The 15,294-nt window shown below is 62.8% G+C and carries 16 protein-coding genes; 8 read left to right on the top strand and 8 right to left on the bottom strand.

Going from position 1 to position 15,294, the window contains the following annotated elements:
* Positions 1–205 precede the first annotated feature (205 nt).
* Positions 206–1,495 (bottom strand): adenylosuccinate synthase, encoded by a 1,290-nt coding sequence (locus ACFQ6Y_RS23400; protein ID WP_003944351.1) that lies wholly within the window; start codon positions 1,493–1,495, stop codon positions 206–208.
* A gap of 282 nt (positions 1,496–1,777) precedes the next feature.
* Here ACFQ6Y_RS23400 and ACFQ6Y_RS23395 point away from each other — a divergent pair, with 282 nt between their 5' ends.
* The 3 genes from ACFQ6Y_RS23395 to ACFQ6Y_RS23385 all read left to right on the top strand — a co-directional run bounded on the left by ACFQ6Y_RS23395 (position 1,778) and on the right by ACFQ6Y_RS23385 (position 3,778).
* On the top strand, positions 1,778–2,452 hold the full coding sequence (locus tag ACFQ6Y_RS23395; protein WP_378637739.1) for a hypothetical protein: 675 nt from the start codon (positions 1,778–1,780) through the stop codon (positions 2,450–2,452).
* Positions 2,449–3,219: a site-2 protease family protein gene (locus tag ACFQ6Y_RS23390; RefSeq protein ID WP_378548878.1), complete on the top strand. Its 771-nt coding sequence runs from the start codon at positions 2,449–2,451 to the stop codon at positions 3,217–3,219. Before ACFQ6Y_RS23395 ends, ACFQ6Y_RS23390 begins: the two co-directional genes overlap by 4 nt.
* Positions 3,220–3,289: 70 nt before the next feature.
* A complete protein-coding gene (locus tag ACFQ6Y_RS23385) occupies positions 3,290–3,778 on the top strand; it encodes a GNAT family N-acetyltransferase (protein WP_378548875.1) in 489 nt (162 codons plus the stop codon).
* Between the two features lie 85 nt (positions 3,779–3,863).
* On the opposite strand, the gene ACFQ6Y_RS23380 is transcribed toward ACFQ6Y_RS23385, so the two are convergent.
* Positions 3,864–5,102, bottom strand: coding sequence for a DUF222 domain-containing protein (locus ACFQ6Y_RS23380; RefSeq protein ID WP_378637734.1), 1,239 nt, complete (start codon positions 5,100–5,102; stop codon positions 3,864–3,866).
* Between the two features lie 113 nt (positions 5,103–5,215).
* A complete protein-coding gene (locus ACFQ6Y_RS23375; RefSeq protein WP_378637729.1) occupies positions 5,216–5,704 on the bottom strand; it encodes a winged helix-turn-helix transcriptional regulator in 489 nt (162 codons plus the stop codon).
* Positions 5,705–5,762: 58 nt separating this feature from the next.
* On the opposite strand from ACFQ6Y_RS23375, the gene ACFQ6Y_RS23370 reads away from it, so the two are divergent.
* Together ACFQ6Y_RS23370 and ACFQ6Y_RS23365 are read left to right on the top strand one after the other, a co-directional pair.
* Positions 5,763–7,178 carry an MFS transporter gene (locus ACFQ6Y_RS23370; protein WP_378637726.1) on the top strand — a complete coding sequence of 472 codons (1,416 nt, stop codon included), beginning with the start codon at positions 5,763–5,765 and terminating at the stop codon, positions 7,176–7,178.
* Positions 7,175–8,344, top strand: coding sequence for a thiolase family protein (locus tag ACFQ6Y_RS23365; RefSeq protein WP_378637722.1), 1,170 nt, complete (start codon positions 7,175–7,177; stop codon positions 8,342–8,344). Before ACFQ6Y_RS23370 ends, ACFQ6Y_RS23365 begins: the two co-directional genes overlap by 4 nt.
* Positions 8,345–8,371: 27 nt before the next feature.
* On the opposite strand, the gene ACFQ6Y_RS23360 is transcribed toward ACFQ6Y_RS23365, so the two are convergent.
* Entirely contained in the window at positions 8,372–9,028 is a 657-nt protein-coding gene (locus ACFQ6Y_RS23360; RefSeq protein WP_378536128.1) for a class I SAM-dependent methyltransferase, read from the bottom strand.
* A 240-nt stretch (positions 9,029–9,268) separates the two neighbouring features.
* Between ACFQ6Y_RS23360 and ACFQ6Y_RS23355 the strand changes: the two genes are divergently transcribed.
* Positions 9,269–10,210, top strand: a complete 942-nt coding sequence (locus tag ACFQ6Y_RS23355; protein ID WP_378536126.1) for a DUF808 domain-containing protein — start codon at positions 9,269–9,271, stop codon at positions 10,208–10,210.
* A 4-nt stretch (positions 10,211–10,214) separates the two neighbouring features.
* Here the strand turns inward: ACFQ6Y_RS23355 and ACFQ6Y_RS23350 are convergent, their stop codons facing one another.
* Positions 10,215–11,159: a helix-turn-helix transcriptional regulator gene (locus tag ACFQ6Y_RS23350; RefSeq protein ID WP_378637717.1), complete on the bottom strand. Its 945-nt coding sequence runs from the start codon at positions 11,157–11,159 to the stop codon at positions 10,215–10,217.
* Positions 11,160–11,223: 64 nt separating this feature from the next.
* Here ACFQ6Y_RS23350 and ACFQ6Y_RS23345 point away from each other — a divergent pair, with 64 nt between their 5' ends.
* Positions 11,224–11,688, top strand: a complete 465-nt coding sequence (locus tag ACFQ6Y_RS23345) for a pyridoxamine 5'-phosphate oxidase family protein (protein WP_378638581.1) — start codon at positions 11,224–11,226, stop codon at positions 11,686–11,688.
* Here the strand turns inward: ACFQ6Y_RS23345 and ACFQ6Y_RS23340 are convergent.
* From ACFQ6Y_RS23340 to ACFQ6Y_RS23330, 3 genes are all read right to left on the bottom strand, one after another.
* Complete coding sequence (locus ACFQ6Y_RS23340; protein WP_003944295.1) at positions 11,678–12,607, bottom strand: cation diffusion facilitator family transporter; 930 nt, start codon at positions 12,605–12,607, stop codon at positions 11,678–11,680. The genes ACFQ6Y_RS23345 and ACFQ6Y_RS23340 overlap by 11 nt on opposite strands.
* Positions 12,608–12,698: 91 nt before the next feature.
* Positions 12,699–13,844, bottom strand: coding sequence for an aromatic acid exporter family protein (locus ACFQ6Y_RS23335; RefSeq protein ID WP_378536122.1), 1,146 nt, complete (start codon positions 13,842–13,844; stop codon positions 12,699–12,701).
* Complete coding sequence (locus ACFQ6Y_RS23330; protein ID WP_378637712.1) at positions 13,831–14,247, bottom strand: DUF3151 domain-containing protein; 417 nt, start codon at positions 14,245–14,247, stop codon at positions 13,831–13,833. Before ACFQ6Y_RS23330 ends, ACFQ6Y_RS23335 begins: the two co-directional genes overlap by 14 nt.
* A 125-nt stretch (positions 14,248–14,372) precedes the next feature.
* Here ACFQ6Y_RS23330 and ACFQ6Y_RS23325 point away from each other — a divergent pair, with 125 nt between their 5' ends.
* Positions 14,373–15,278, top strand: coding sequence for a nuclear transport factor 2 family protein (locus ACFQ6Y_RS23325; protein WP_378637709.1), 906 nt, complete (start codon positions 14,373–14,375; stop codon positions 15,276–15,278).
* The last annotated feature ends 16 nt before the right edge of the window (positions 15,279–15,294 follow it).

The raw sequence follows: 15,294 nt of genomic DNA, 5'->3' as shown, positions 1-15,294 counted from the left end.
GTCTCCGGCGAGGCGCCGCATATCTTTTCTCGGATGGACCCACTCGACGGTGCCATCGACGCCTACCACCAATTGGCGCAGCAGTTCGACACCTACATCCTCTCGACAGCGCCGTGGAAGACCGTTACCGCACACCTGTCGAAGTTGGCTTGAAACACGAAATCCCCGCTCTTGCTTGCAGGAACGGGGATTTCGACGAAGCGAACTAGCGGACGATCTCGCGCCGGACGATCGTCTCGTCGCGGCCGGGGCCGACACCGATGCAGGAAATGAACGCACCCGAAAGCTCTTCGAGTCGAAGCACGTAGTTCTGCGCATTCTGCGGCAGTTCCTCGAAGGTGCGAGCCTCCGAGATGTCTTCCCACCAGCCAGGCATCTCTTCGTAGATGGGCTTGGCGTGGTGAATGTCGCTCTGCGACATCGGCATTTCGTCGTGACGGACACCGTCCACCTCGTATGCGACACAAATCGGCACGGTGTCGAGGCTGCTCAGCACGTCCAGCTTGGTGAGGAAGTAGTCGGTGATGCCGTTGACGCGCGTCGCGTAACGCGCGATGACAGCGTCGAACCATCCCGTGCGACGAGCGCGTCCGGTCGTGACGCCGACCTCGCCGCCCTGCTTGGCCAGGTATGCGCCGTGATCGTCGAACAGCTCCGTCGGGAACGGACCGGAACCGACACGCGTCGTGTACGCCTTCAGAATTCCGAGGACCGTGGTGATCTTGGTGGGACCAATTCCCGAACCGACTGCCGCGCCACCCGAAGTGGGGTTGGACGAGGTCACGTACGGGTACGTGCCGTGGTCGACGTCCAGCAGAGTGCCCTGCGAACCTTCGAGCAGAACAGTCTCACCGCGCTCGAGGGCGAGGTTGAGTTCCAGGCGCGTGTCCGAGATGCGGTGCTTGAAGCCCTCGGCCTGCGTCAGTACCTCTTCGACGACCTGCTGCGGGTCGAGTGCCTTGCGGTTGTAGATCTTGACCAGCACCTGGTTCTTGAATTCGAGTGCTGCCTCGACCTTCTGGGTCAGGATTTTCTCGTCCAGGACGTCCGCGGCGCGGACACCGACACGGGCGATCTTGTCCTGGTAGCACGGGCCGATACCGCGGCCGGTCGTGCCGATCTTCTTCGCTCCCAGGAAGCGTTCGGTGACCTTGTCGATGGCCACGTGGTACGGCATGATCAGGTGCGCATCAGCAGAAAGCAGCAGGCGGGACGTGTCCACGCCGCGCTCTTCCAGGCCTGCCAATTCGGTCAACAACACACCCGGGTCGACGACGACACCGTTACCGATGACGTTGTTGACGGCGGGGGTGAGGATTCCGGACGGGATGAGGTGCAGTGCGAACTTGTCACCGTTCGGCAGAACCACGGTGTGTCCGGCGTTGTTACCGCCCTGGTATCGCACGACCCACTGAAGCTGCTCGCCCAGTAGATCTGTAGCTTTGCCCTTACCTTCGTCGCCCCACTGGGCGCCGATCAGGACGATTGCCGGCATGACGTTGTCTCCTACGGTCGACGTGCAGCAGTTGTCCCGCCGCATTGGTACTGCCTGGCTTCCGCGCACATGATGCAGCGCCGAACTGTTGCAGTGACCGAAGGAGCAGTCTAGCCCAGAGCACCAGAGCAGACCTGACGGTCCAGAATTTGGCCGGTGACCATCACGATTGCGAGCCGACACAGACACTCGCACTAAGATCGTCGGCAGTGATTCGGACGGCCATTTCGGGGAAGGGTGGCGAGGTCCCACTACCCGAGAAGAAGTCTGATCGAGCTAGGAGTGGCTTTGACCCCTGTGGTGCTCAAATGTGGCGATTCGCCGGTTCCACTCCCCCTGGGTGAACTCACGTCGTTCACTGTCCCCGAGCTTCCGGAGAAGCAAGACTTCGACGAGGCACTGTCCCAACTGCAGGTCGTGACGGAGCCGCGCTTGATCGTCGTGGGTAACGACGGCGCGTTTGCCGCGGCATTGACGCGGTTGATGCGACTCGAGCGACTCAACGTCGAACTCGCCTACGTCACCGAGAACAGGTCCGATGCAACCGACGCGTACAAACTTGCGACCGGTGCACGGGCTGCGCGCACGGCGTTGAAAGGCACAGTCCACACCGTGCCGCTCATTCGTGACGACGCCGGAATCGCGCTGGTCGGTGCAGCAACCGTCACGGGTCCAACCGATGCCGACGAACTGATCGGCGAGGCCTACGTCGACGACAACAAACTGTTCTCCGGCACAGTCCCTGGCATCCGGATAGTGCCGAGCCCCAAGCTCCCCGGCATCAAGGCATCTGTCGATCGTAAGAGTCGATGGAGCGGACGACGCTGGCTGGAAGGCCGAGCGATTCAGCTGGGATCGCCCGCAGCTCGCCTGGTTCGCGACGGTGTCCCCAACCCGCGCGATCTCAAGCGTTCGACCTTCTACCGGCACGACAAGACTTGGTTGTTGGTCAGGTGAGAACCGGAGCAGCACGGTCGGCGGTTAGACCCAGCCCCGTCTTCCTCGGCGTAGTTGCCGTCACCGTCATCGCCGGAGTCGTCGCTTGGAACTCGACGTGGGGTTCCATCGCGGGCCGCGCGGGTGTCTTTGTCCTCGTGGTTGCCGGCTGGGTGGTCACGCTGTGCTTGCACGAGTTCGCCCATGCGTATCTGGCGTGGCGTCACGGAGACACCGACGTCGAGGCTCGTGGCTACCTGACGCTCAACCCGCTCAAGTACAGCCATCCGATGCTCTCGATCGGACTGCCGGTGCTGTTCATCGCGTTGGGCGGCATCGGGCTTCCCGGCGGCGCCGTGTACCTGCGCACCGGGATGTTCCCGCCCAAGGTGCAGGCCCGAATATCGCTCGCCGGTCCGTTCACGAACGCCGTCGCCGCGGTGATCCTCCTCGTGGTCATACGTACGTACGGCTCATCGGCCGAGCATCTGACGTTCTGGGCCGGCCTCAGTTTCCTGGCCTTCTTGCAGGTCATGGCAACAGTTTTGAACCTGCTACCAGTCCCCGGTCTGGACGGTTACAACGCACTGGAGCCCTACCTCGCACCCAACACACGGCACCAACTCGACCAGTTCAAGCCGTACGGGCTGCTCCTGTTGGTTGCGCTCCTGTTTGTCCCGCAGATCAATGTCGTCTTCTTCGACGCGATCTACTGGATCTTCGAATTGAGCGGGGTGTCCGACTACTACGCCATGCTCGGTAACGCCCTCATGCGTTTCTGGACGTGATCGAGTGCGCTGGAGGAGACTCGTGAGAGTCTGACATTTCAGACATTCATTCTTCTTCAGGGGAGCATCGATGATTGCGACGTCATTTCAGTCCGGCGGAGTGGAATACACCCTCACGCGGGCCGAGATTCGACACGTGGAAGCACTGATCGACTTGCTCGCCGACGACCCGATCGGGAGCACCCGGGAGACGACCAACCCCGAAGCCCGAACGATCTACGAAGACGCCTTCAAACGAATCGACGAGGATCCGGCGCAACTCCTCGTCACCGTTCTGGTCGGCGACGCTGTAATCGGCACAATGCAATTGACCTTCATTCCGGGTATGAGCCGGATGGGCGCGACTCGCCTGCAGATCGAAGCCGTTCGCGTGCACGAGGACTTCCGCAGCAAGGGCATCGGCAGTTCGATGATCCGATGGGCCTGCGAAGAAGGTGCCCGGCGCGGCGCCTTCTTGGCGCAGCTCACCTCGGATCAAACTCGCAAGGAAGCTCACGACTTCTACGAGCGACTCGGATTTGTCGCCTCCCATGTCGGGTTCAAGAAGTCACTGAGCTGAGGCCCAGCCACCAAGACTCCAGAACGCAGGCTCGAGCACCGCGGCATGATTGTGCCCCGGTGCTCGCGTCTTGATTTGTCGCGGTTCAGGCTGCTGTCGGTGGACTGTTCCCGCCGATCGGATGCTGGAACGGATCGATCGACATCGGCGGATAGAACACAGTCTTCCGATCCGGGCCGATCTCGACTCGCCATTCGGTGTGGTGCAGTGTCCGATGATGATGACCGCACAACAGAATCAGGTTGTCGAGATCTGTTGGGCCGCCATCATTCCAGTGAACGATATGGTGAGCATCGCACCACCCCGGCGGTGTCCCGCACCCCGGAAACGCACACCCACCATCACGGACGGCCAACGCTCGCCCCTGCGGAACCGTCGCGGTCCTCGCTTCTTTGCCACATTCGAGCGGAACCCCGTTCTCATCCAACAAAATCCGGGTGACCGTGCAATCGCACGCCAACATCCGTGCAGTGTCGATGCTGATCGGGCCCACCCAATCCGTCCACGCGAACCCGAGTTCCTGAGTGGACGGCAGTAGATCCTTCAAGGCTTTGAGGTCGGTCATGTCTTTTGCGCTGGCCGTGACCGTGATGTGCGGTTTCACCCCACCCTCGATCGGACCCAACCCCGCCCGCTCGTACCGCCGCAACAACTCGCAAAACCCGTCCGCCCGCCGCAACGCCGGAGTACGGGCGTCTTTGACTCCGTCTTTCTCCGGCGTCGGCGCCGACAAACTCGACAACAACGTGATCAGACGGGCACCGTTCACGGCATCCAGATCACCTTTCACCGACACCCGCCCGTACAAGCCTTTCGAGGCATAGAACTCATTACGCTCCGAATCCTCCCCCACCGGAACACCGTCCTCGCGTTTTCCGTACTGCTTCTCGATCCGCCGAATCGCCGCCCGCACCGCATCACAATCCGCAATGTTCTTCGACGCCAGGTCAAGCAGAATCCCGAGGGCCTTGTCCACATCCGCCGGCGTCATGTTCTTCGGCGGATGCTGACAAAACGACGCCACCTGACGCGCCTTCAACGCATCCACATCGCCGCGGTGAAAAGCATCCGCCACAACAGGTTCGAGCAACAGCAACCGCGCCAAGCTGACCAGCAGACTGCACTCACCGATCTCCAAATTCGTCGAACCATGCAACCACTGCGCAATCGCCCGAAAACCCTTCCCGCCGAGAACCTCACGGGAAAACATCTCCACGATCAACAACACCATCCGCGACTGCAACTCATGCCGGACACGCACCAGATCCAGAACCTCACTCTTGAGGCCCTCACCATCCAGCTGCCACGCATCCCGACTGTCCATACCCAAAGTTTAATCGAACATACTTTCGATAACCAGAGACATAACGGACAACTTCAAAAGCAAAGAACACTCGAGACCCGTTGAAGTACATGAATATTCGAGCGCGCCAAAAGCTATCGCCCGCGCGATTTGTTGACAGATACCCGCAACTCCCCCAAAGGCACTTCACGTCCCGACTCACTGCGCACCTCGACGCGAACGCGCTCGCCGGTGGCGTCGTCCGCCACCTCCAACGGTCCACCTTTTCCGCCGTGCAGGTACTTGTCCCCCCACTGCATCAGCGCCAGAACTGCCGGCAGCAGGTCACGACCCTTCTCAGTGAGCACGTACTCGTGCCGCGTCCGCTTTCCAGGTTCCTTGTACGGCACACGCTCGAAGAGGCCCGCCTCAGTGAGTTCTTTCAGCCTCGCCGACGCGACCGCCTCGGTGATGCCGACTCGCGACGCGAAGTCGTCGAATCGCTTTGTGCCGTAATAGGCCTCTCGCAGAATCAGCATTGCCGAGCGAGTGCCGACCACTTCCATGGCCCGCCCGATCGAACAGTGCGTGGCCCGCCAGGCGTCGCGATCTTCGAGCACTCCGGTCAGTCGTACAGCGTCCATGCAATTCACCATACCCCCTGGCTTGCCATAACCATAGCCAGAGTCTAGATTGCTGACTATGGAACTTCATAGCCAGCCGGTGCGGACCGGACCCCTCCTCGCCATACTGTCGGGGGCGCCGTTTGTCGCCAGCCTCGATCTTTTTGTGGTCAACGTGGCCTTCGGCGACATCGCCAAGAGCTACCCGGGTCACTCGCTCGGCGAGTTCAGCTGGATCCTCAACAGCTACGCGATCGTCTACGCCGCACTGTTGATACCCCTCGGACGCTGGGCGGACAGGATCGGGCACAAGCGCGCCTTCATCGCCGGCCTCGCGCTGTTCACCCTCGCCAGCGCCGCCTGCGCTTTCAGTCCGTCATTGTGGGCACTGGTGGCATTCCGCATCGTCCAGGCAGTCGGCGCCGCAGCGCTCACCCCGGCCAGCCTCGGCCTCTTGATCAGCGCACTTCCGGCTGCGAAACGCCAATCCGGCGTGCGCATCTGGGCGGCGGCCGGTGCGGCAGCAGCGGCATTCGGCCCTGTCGTCGGCGGGATTCTCGTCGAAGCGTCGTGGCGCTGGGTCTTCCTGATCAACGTTCCGGTGGGGATCGTATTGCTTTACTTGGCAGTCCGACTCGTCCCGGATACGACACACAAAGAACCCGATGCCGGAATCGACTTCGTCGGCGCCGCCCTACTCACAGTCGGAATCGGCTCTCTTGCACTCGCTCTCGTCCAGGGTCCGGACTGGGGATGGACCGACAGCCGCGTTCTGATAGCCTTCGCCGTCGCCGCCGTCACCCTACTCTCGTTCTGGTGGAGCAACTCTCGCCATCGCACTCCGTTGATTGCTCCCGACCTTTTGAAGATCCGCTCATTTGCCTGGTCCAACGTCACCGCCATCTTGTTCAGTGCGGCATTTGCTGCCGGCCTGCTCTCGAACATCCTCTGGCTGCAAGAAGTTTGGGGATACTCGGCATTGCGAACCGGCTTCGCCGTCTCGCCGGGTCCACTTCTGGTTCCACTGTTCGCGATCGCCGGAGGGTCGCTTTCGCGCAGGTACTCGGCCGGACGCGTCGCCGCACTCGGCAGCATTCTGTGGGCTGTCGGAACGGTGTTGGTCCTCGTCTCGGTCGATTCAACGCCCAACTACGCGACCGGACTCTTGCCGGGCTGGATCATCGCCGGAATCGGCGTCGGCCTTGCCCTCCCGACCATTCTGTCCCAGGCCACCGCAGATCTGGCGCCGGCTCGATCAGCCACCGGTAGCGCAATCATCAGCATGAGCCGACAGATCGGAACCGTTCTCGGCGTGAGCGTTCTGATCGCGGTTCTCGGCTCCTCCGTCGCCCCTGACACTTTCCGTCAGGCCTGGTGGGTGATTTTCGCTGTCGCGCTTGCCTCTGCACTGGCATCACTGGGAATGACCCCGGCTACTGCACCCTCCCCAGTTGTCTCCGCTGAATCCGCCATCCCTGAAAGGAATTTGTCATGAGAGACGCAGTTATCGTCGAAGCCGTTCGCACTCCGATCGGCAAGGGAAAGGCCAACGGCGCACTGCACGGCATCAATGCCGTCGACCTGCTCGCCCACAGCCTGAAAGCGGTGGTCGAGCGAACCGGAATCGATGCCGCACTGATCGACGACGTCATCGGCGGTGCGGTCAGTCAAGTCGGCGAGCAAAGCCAGAATGTCACTCGCACTGCACTTCTTGCCGCCGGCTACCCCGAGTCGGTTCCGGGGACCACGGTCGACCGACAGTGTGGAAGTAGCCAACAAGCGGTTCATTTTGCCGCTCAGGGTGTCATCGCCGGGGCATACGACATCGTCGTCGCTGCCGGAGTCGAGTCGATGAGCCGAGTGCCGATGGGCTCGAGCAGCGTCGGGCGCGAGTCACTCGGGGTAGGTTTCGAAGAGCGTTACCCGGACGGTCTGGTTCCGCAGGGCATCAGCGCCGAATTGATCGCCGCCAAGTGGGGACTGAGCCGTACCCAACTGGACGAGTTCTCGGCGTCGAGTCATCGGAAAGCTGCGCTGGCAACCGAGAGTGGGTACTTCACCAAGGAACTCGCTACGCTCCCGCAGCTGTCGGTCGACGAAGCGATCCGCCCCGGCACCACGGTCGAGACCCTTGGCGGCCTACGGACCGCCTTCGAATCCGACTACTACGCACAGCGATTCCCGCAGATCGACTGGTCCATCACCGCGGGCAACAGCAGCCCGCTTTCGGACGGCAGTTCGGCGGTGATGATCACGACCAGTGAGATCGCCGCGAAACTCGGCCTCACCCCGAAGGCACGGTTGCACAGCTTCGCCGTCGCCGGCGACGATCCGCTATACATGCTCACCGCGGTGATCCCGGCTACGCAGAAGGTCCTGGCCCGTGCGGGGTTGACGGTTTCGGACATCGACCTGTTCGAGGTCAACGAGGCCTTTGCCCCAGTGGTCCTCTCGTGGGCAGCGGACACCGGCGTCGACCTGTCCAAGGTGAACGTCCACGGCGGCGCCATCGCACTCGGTCACCCGCTGGGCGGCAGTGGAACGCGGATCATGACCACCCTGGTCAATGCGATGGAACAGCGCGGCGCGCGCTACGGGCTCCAGACCATGTGTGAGGCAGGTGGGTTGGCCAACGCGACCATCCTGGAGCGCCTGGGCTGAGCAAACTCCATGGACGGTGCTCGGACGTCAGTGACCGAGCGCCGTCCATTCGGGATCCGGCTTCCGCGCCACCACCCGAAACACGATTCCGCCCCGTCCGCTGCGCTGCACCTCGTCGATCAGGAAGCCTGCGTTTTCGAGGTATCCGACCGGTTCGCGGGTGAGGTGATCAGCACCGAACCGTACGAAAAGCGGTTCCACGGCCTTCATCAATGTGCGCGCAACAATGTTCTTGCTCGGCCCGTGCTCCGCGAGAACGAACCGACCTCCAGGCACCAGGACCCGAAATGCTTCGCTCGCAACTCGGTCCGGATCGGGGATCGTGCAAAAGGCGTACGTGGACACCAACGTGTCCACGCACTCGTCGGGAACATCGAGTGCTTGCACGTCGCCGAGACGTAGGTCGACTTCGGTCTTCACCCCCTCGGAGACTTTCATCCTGGCCTGATCGAGCATCGCACTCGAGATATCCACGCCGATGACGTAATCGACGTCATCCCCGTAGAGAGGCAGGTTCAGCCCGGTTCCCACGGCGATCTCGACCACGCGCCCATGGGCCTGGTCCACAGCCCATTTCCGGGCGTCACCGAGCACAAAGCGTTCGAAGCGCCCGATCTGTCGGTCGTAGTGCGCCGCCATTGCGTCGAAAGTCTTGGCGACCTGTGCAGTGTCTGGTTCACGCATAGTGCCCCGTTTCGATCGATCTTCTGTGCAGTCTTACATGCGAGCACCGGGTCGGGAAGACCTTTCGTGACGAAGGGCAATCGACCGAGCGAGGTCGTCCCTGACGGATGCCCCCGGTATCGTTCCAGGTGACCTGACCTCACCTACGACGACCATGGATAGAGACCTCGTGCGATCAAGTAATTGCGTCACCGGTTCGGTCCGGCCACCTTTTTCCACTGATTCCACTGGAGGTCTGTGATGGCCGGCGGACTCTTCGCCCTGCTCGACGACGTGGCAGCCCTGGCTCGTATGGCAGCCGCCTCGATCGACGACGTCGCCGCCGCAACCGGTAAGGCGACCGCCAAAGCTGCGGGCGTAGTCATCGACGACGCAGCCGTCACACCGCAGTATGTCCGCGGGCTCGCGGCCGAACGCGAATTACCGATCATCAAGCGCATCGCCATCGGATCGCTGCGCAACAAGCTGCTGATCATTCTGCCGATCGCTCTGTTGCTGAGTCAGTTCCTTCCCTGGCTGCTGACTCCCCTGTTGATGGTCGGCGGCTGTTACCTCAGCTACGAAGCAGTGCACAAGATCTGGGGTGCAATCTTCGGCCACGGTGACCACCACGAAACGGCCGGCGAGCATCCGCGCGACGAAGAGGCTGTGGTTTCGGGCGCCGTGCGCACCGACCTGATCCTGTCCGCCGAGATCATGGTGATTGCACTCAACACCATCGCGGGCGAAGGTTTCTGGAGCCGGTTGGTAATTCTCGCCGTCGTCGCCGTGGTCATCACCGTGGTCGTCTACGGCGTCGTCGGACTGATCGTGAAGATGGACGACATCGGCTTGAAAATCGCCGAGACGTCATCGGGCTTCACCCACAAGGTCGGCCGAGGCCTGGTTCGCGGCATGCCTCACGTGATGTCAGTGCTCTCGGTGGTGGGTACCGCCGCGATGCTGTGGGTCGGTGGCCACATCTTGTTGGTCGGCATCGACGAACTGGGCTTCCACCCGCTCTACGATGCCGTTCATCATGGCGAAGAAGCAGTCAGTGACATCGCCGGAGTCGGCGGTGTATTGGCGTGGATCGTCAACACACTTGCGTCGGCAGCGCTTGGCCTGGTGGTTGGTGCGATCATCGTTGCAGCTCAACTAGGTATTACCCGTCTGCTGGCAAAGCGTTCTGCGACGGCCTGATCACCTACCCGTGGCGGAGAAGCATCCGCTCCGCCACGGTGCGCATCCCGTCACGCAAGGACGAGGGTTCGAGCACCTCGACGTCTACGCCCAGCCCGATCAACTGTGAGAGCGCGACATCCTCGCTCTCGAGTTTCAGCTCGGCACTCACCCATCCGTCGTTGTCCTCTGGTCCCACTTCGACAGCAGCGGCAAGCTCGCCCACCACATCGGGGAGCCGGCGCCTTCCCTCAGGCGACACCCGCACTCGGCAGTGGAAACGGAGCAGCGACCGGTCGAACTCGGCCATCGACGCCGCCCACCACGACGCCAGGTCGAAATCCAACGGCCGGGCGAACGAATCATCTTCGACCACGGCGTTTTTGATGCGGCCTACCCGGAACGAGAGGGTACGTCCGTTCAAACCCGCCACGAGGTACCAAACGCCGGCTTTGATGACCAACCCCAGCGGTTCGACCGTCCGCTCCCGATCGCGATAGATGAACCGCAGCCGACGCGAGTCGAGCACGGCAGATGTGACGATCGGAAGCGCGGAGATGTCGTCGACGCCGCCGAACCAGCCTGGGACGTCGACCAGGATTCGGTCCTGCCACAGGCGCGCGCTCTCGCGCAGCGGTCCGGGCAGGGTGCGGAGCAGTTTGGCCCCCGCCGAACCGACGGCGTCGGATCGCCCGAGATCCGCGGCGATGGACGGCACACCCAACAGCATGAGCGCGGACGTCTCGTCGTCCGTCATACCGGAGAGTTTGGACTGCCAACCGTCGAGCAGACGGACGCCACCGCCCGGTCCGCTCTCGGTCCAGATCGGCACTCCGGCAGCCGACAACGAGGCCACGTCGCGGTAGATCGTCCGCACCGATACACCGAACTCGTCGGCCAACTGATCGGCAACGACGCCACGACTGCCCTGCAAACGCAACATGAGTTGGAGCAACCGCGCGGATCTCATGACGCGAACATTACCGAGAATCACTGACAGAAGTTGTCAGGAATAGGGGTGCACAATGACCGTCATGGTCACCTGGAAGCAGTTCTCCGAAGAAGTTCCCACCCTCGCCGACGCGGTCCAAGCGCGATTCGAGGCCCACAAGCATCATGTCCTCGCAACGCTGCGCAAGGACGGTTCACCGAGGGCAAGCGGCACCGAAGTCGAAATCCTCGACGGGCGTCTGGTGCTCGGTTCGATGTTCGGCGCGCTCAAGGCGAAGGACCTCATCCGCGACGGGCGCTACGCCCTCCACAGCAATCCCGGCGAGCACACGATGGAAGGCGGCGATGCGAAGATCGCCGGAATCGCACGCGAGGTGACCGGCGACGAGTTCGAAGCCGTGCTGGCAAGCTACACCTACGAGGTTCCGAAGCCCCTGCACCTCTTCGTTCTCGACATCGACGAGGTGGTGCACACGACTGTCGACGACGAGCACATGTACGTAGACCTCTGGAAGCCGGGCAAGGAGATCACCCGCTTCACCAAGTGACGTTCTTCTCGCAGTGCTCGCCGTTGGCACACGATTCCACCTGGACGGTGGCGTGGGAAAGACCGTGACTCTCGAGGACGGTGCGCGCGGATTCCAGAACGTTCGACGAATTCGCGTCACTGGTCAGGTGGACCGTGGCGACATCCATGCCGGTGGTGAGAGTCCAGACATGTAGGTCGTGAACACCCATCACGCTCGGCAGCGCGGCCAGGTCGGCCTCGACCGCTTCGACGTCGACGTCGGCCGGCGACGCCTGTGTCAGAATGCGCAGCGATGCTGCGGCCAGTTTGATCGCACGCGGCACCACCCACAGCGAGATGAGAACACCGACGACGACGTCCGCCCACGTCCAGTTGAACAGCAGGACAAGGCCACCGGCGATCAGAACACCGACGCTACCGACGGCGTCGGCAAGCACTTCGAGGTAGGCGCCGCGCACGGCCAGGCTGTCCTTGGAGTCGCCGCGCAGCATCAGCATCACGACGATGTTCGCGGCCAGACCGGCAGCCGCAGTGATGATCAGGGCGCCGCCCGGGATCTCGGGTTCGTTTCCGATCCGACCGATTGCCTCGTAGAAGACCCAGGCCGCGACGGCCAGCAGCATCACCGCGTTGGCCATGGCGGTCAACACTTCGGCGCGATGCCAACCGAAGGTCCTGGCCGCGGTGGTGCTGCCCTTCTTCGCAAGTAGCAACGCGGTCAGTCCCATGGCCATACCCACCACGTCGGTAAGCATGTGACCGGCGTCGGCAAGCAGAGCCAACGAGTTGATCAGGATGCCGACCGTGGCTTCGAGCACGAGGAACGCGACGAGGATCGCAAGTGCGATCGCCATTTTTCTGATGCGCTGCGGTGACGGTCCTACGCCGACCGAATCTGCCGCCGAGTGGCCATGCGAATGGCCGTGCCCTGCTCCCATTTGTCCTGTTCCCTCCCAAGTCCTTCTCAGAGCATATGCATACATTCGCATACATACAATGAGTTGCTCAGTGAGCGGGAAAGGGCAGAGGTCAGTGATCCGGCTCGTACGCCGGGTGCGGCACAGTCGGCGGCAGTGTGGCGATCGACGAGATGCGCTTCATGCCCGCGACCTGCAGGAGGTCGACCACCAACGATCGAATCTGGGCGAACACCACAGTCGAGGACAGGCCCGCGTTCTCGACAATCGCAGGTTTCAGTTCCTTGGCCACCGAGCGCAGGACACGCGCTGCCTCGGCTTGATCGGGCTGCTCCCCCGGCTCCGCCAGGATCATGTCTTTCAGCACTTCAACGGCTTTCGACAAGCGCTCGACCTGAGCCACCAAACGGGGATCGAGAATCTCGTCATCTCTGACCAACGTCAACGAACGACGCGCGAGCACTCGAATGTTGCGCAACGCGTTGTCGATGGGATCGGCTGTTGCCATGAGCCTTTCGAGGCGAGGTCGACTGTTCCAGTACAGCGGGGAGATTCGGCTGATCTCGCGCCCGCCGAGAAGATTACTGCGCAACCCGTCGATGGCGCCTTGAGTTGCGCGCGCCTTCTGCAGTGCCTTCACGATCGGGTCCGGGTCATTCGCGACGAGGCCGTCTGCCACCAATTGCAGTACCTCGGAAGCTGTTCCGAGGATCGATGCTGCATCCTTGCGTGCGCGTCGTACCGGGTGGGTGGGGATGATCGCGACCACCGCGATGCCCACCAGACCACCGACCAGGGCATCGATCATGCGATCCGGACCGCCGCTGCCACCCGGCGGGATGAGCGTCGCCACCAGCACAGCCGAGTTTCCCGCCTGCATGGAGAAAATCGGCCCGCTGTTGAGAAGCACCGCGACGGACATCGCCAGCACGACGACCAAACTGATCTGCCACGGTCCGCTCCCGATACCGGAGATGATCAGATCGCCGATTCCGATGCCGACCGTGACGCCCGCAACCAACTCGAACGAGCGTCGTAGTCGTGCACCCAGCGACAGACCGAGCGAGACCACGGCAGCAATCGGCGCGAAGAACGGCGCATGGTGCCCGATCACCGTGGTGGCAACCCACCACGCTAATCCGGCCGCCAAGGCACATTGAATGATCGGTAGCGCCGACGTCTGAAGCCGACGCACCGATTTGCGAGCCCGGTCCTTGATGCCGGCCCGGCTCGGGCGGAAACTGCTAACCGAGGCCAAGCGCTTCGGCGGCGTTGGGATCGCAGTCTTCGAGCAGATCGAGGCAACGCGCGTACTCGTCGGCTTCACCGATCGTCTTCGCAGCCTTCGCCAAGACTGCGACGCAACGCAGGAAGCCACGGTTCGGTTCATGGCTGTAGGGCACGGGACCGAAACCCTTCCAACCGTTACGACGCAGTTGGTCGAGTCCACGGTGGTAGCCGGTACGCGCGTAGGCGTAGGCAGTGATGGTTTCGCCCTTGTCCAGGGAAGCCTCGGCGAGGTAGGCCCACGCGATGGAGGCAGTGGGATGGTCGGCCGCGACCTGGGCCGGGTCAGCGTGGTTGAGCAGTGCCGATTCCGCGTCGTCGTCGCCGGGAAGCAGAGTGGGCTTGGGTCCGAGCAGGTCACCGAATTGGGTCATGCGCTCATTGTGCCCGCTACGCCTTTCCGCCACAGGACCGCCTCGCCGACGGTCGGAGTTATGCCGGGTACATACCGGTCGTTACCCTGACATGGTCATTGCCGCATAAGACCGAAGGGTTACCCGTGCCGGACTCGAAAGACGACAACTCGAAAAAGAGCGCAGCCCCGAACGGTGCGCCGGAGAAGTCGGCCCCGGTCGAACCTGCGACTGTGGCGATTCAGAAGGCAGGCACGGGCTCGAAGGCGGACGGCGACGCCAAAGCCGCCAGCGCACCAACCGTCGCGATCCCCAAGGCAACTCAGGCACCCACGGCAACACCGACACCGGCACCGGCACCCAAGCCCAAGCCGGAACCGGCAACCGTCGCCATTCCCAAGGTGGCGCCCCCGACGGGGCAGCAGGCCCCCACACCACCGCCGCAGCGCGCCGCGCCTCAACCGCAGCAGCGCGCCGCGCCTCAACCGCAGCAGCGCGCCGCGCCTCAACCGCAGCAGCGCGCCGCGCCTCAACGGGTGGGCGTCGCGCCAACCCCGCCTCCGGCCCAGCCGATGCCGACTCGCATCGAGCCTGCCGCGCCGGAAAAGACCAAGCGCAGCGGCAAGGGCTGGTACATCGCGGCGGCTGCGGCCGGCGTCGCCGTCCTCGCGGCAATCGGCATCGCAGTCTTCGTCTCGTCCAACAGCGGTAGCGGCGAAAGCTCACCCGAGGCGCAGGTTCAGACCGCCATCTCGACGTACGTCGACGCTCTGCAGACCGGCGATCTGGCGACTCTGCGAACGTCGACGTGTGGAGCGCTGGGCGAGTACTACCGGACCATTCCCGACGCGGCGTTCGCTCAGGTCCACGACAATGCCGTCGCACAGAAGACGATCCCGCAGGTCGGAGCCGTCGACGCTGTTCGCATCACCGACGACACCGCGATCGCTCAGGTTCAGGCAAGTTTGCCGAGCACCGGCGAGCAGTCGTGGCGCACGTTCGACCTCGAACGCCAGGACGGCACGTGGAAGGTTTGCGACCCCAGCAAGTAAGCACCTGAACAGAAAA

Source organism: Rhodococcus sp. NPDC056516 (assembly GCF_042794655.1).
In the GTDB taxonomy this organism is placed as follows: domain Bacteria; phylum Actinomycetota; class Actinomycetes; order Mycobacteriales; family Mycobacteriaceae; genus Rhodococcus_F.
The sequence above is the reverse complement of the archived record's forward strand: the minus strand, read 5'-3'. Positions and strand labels throughout refer to the sequence as shown.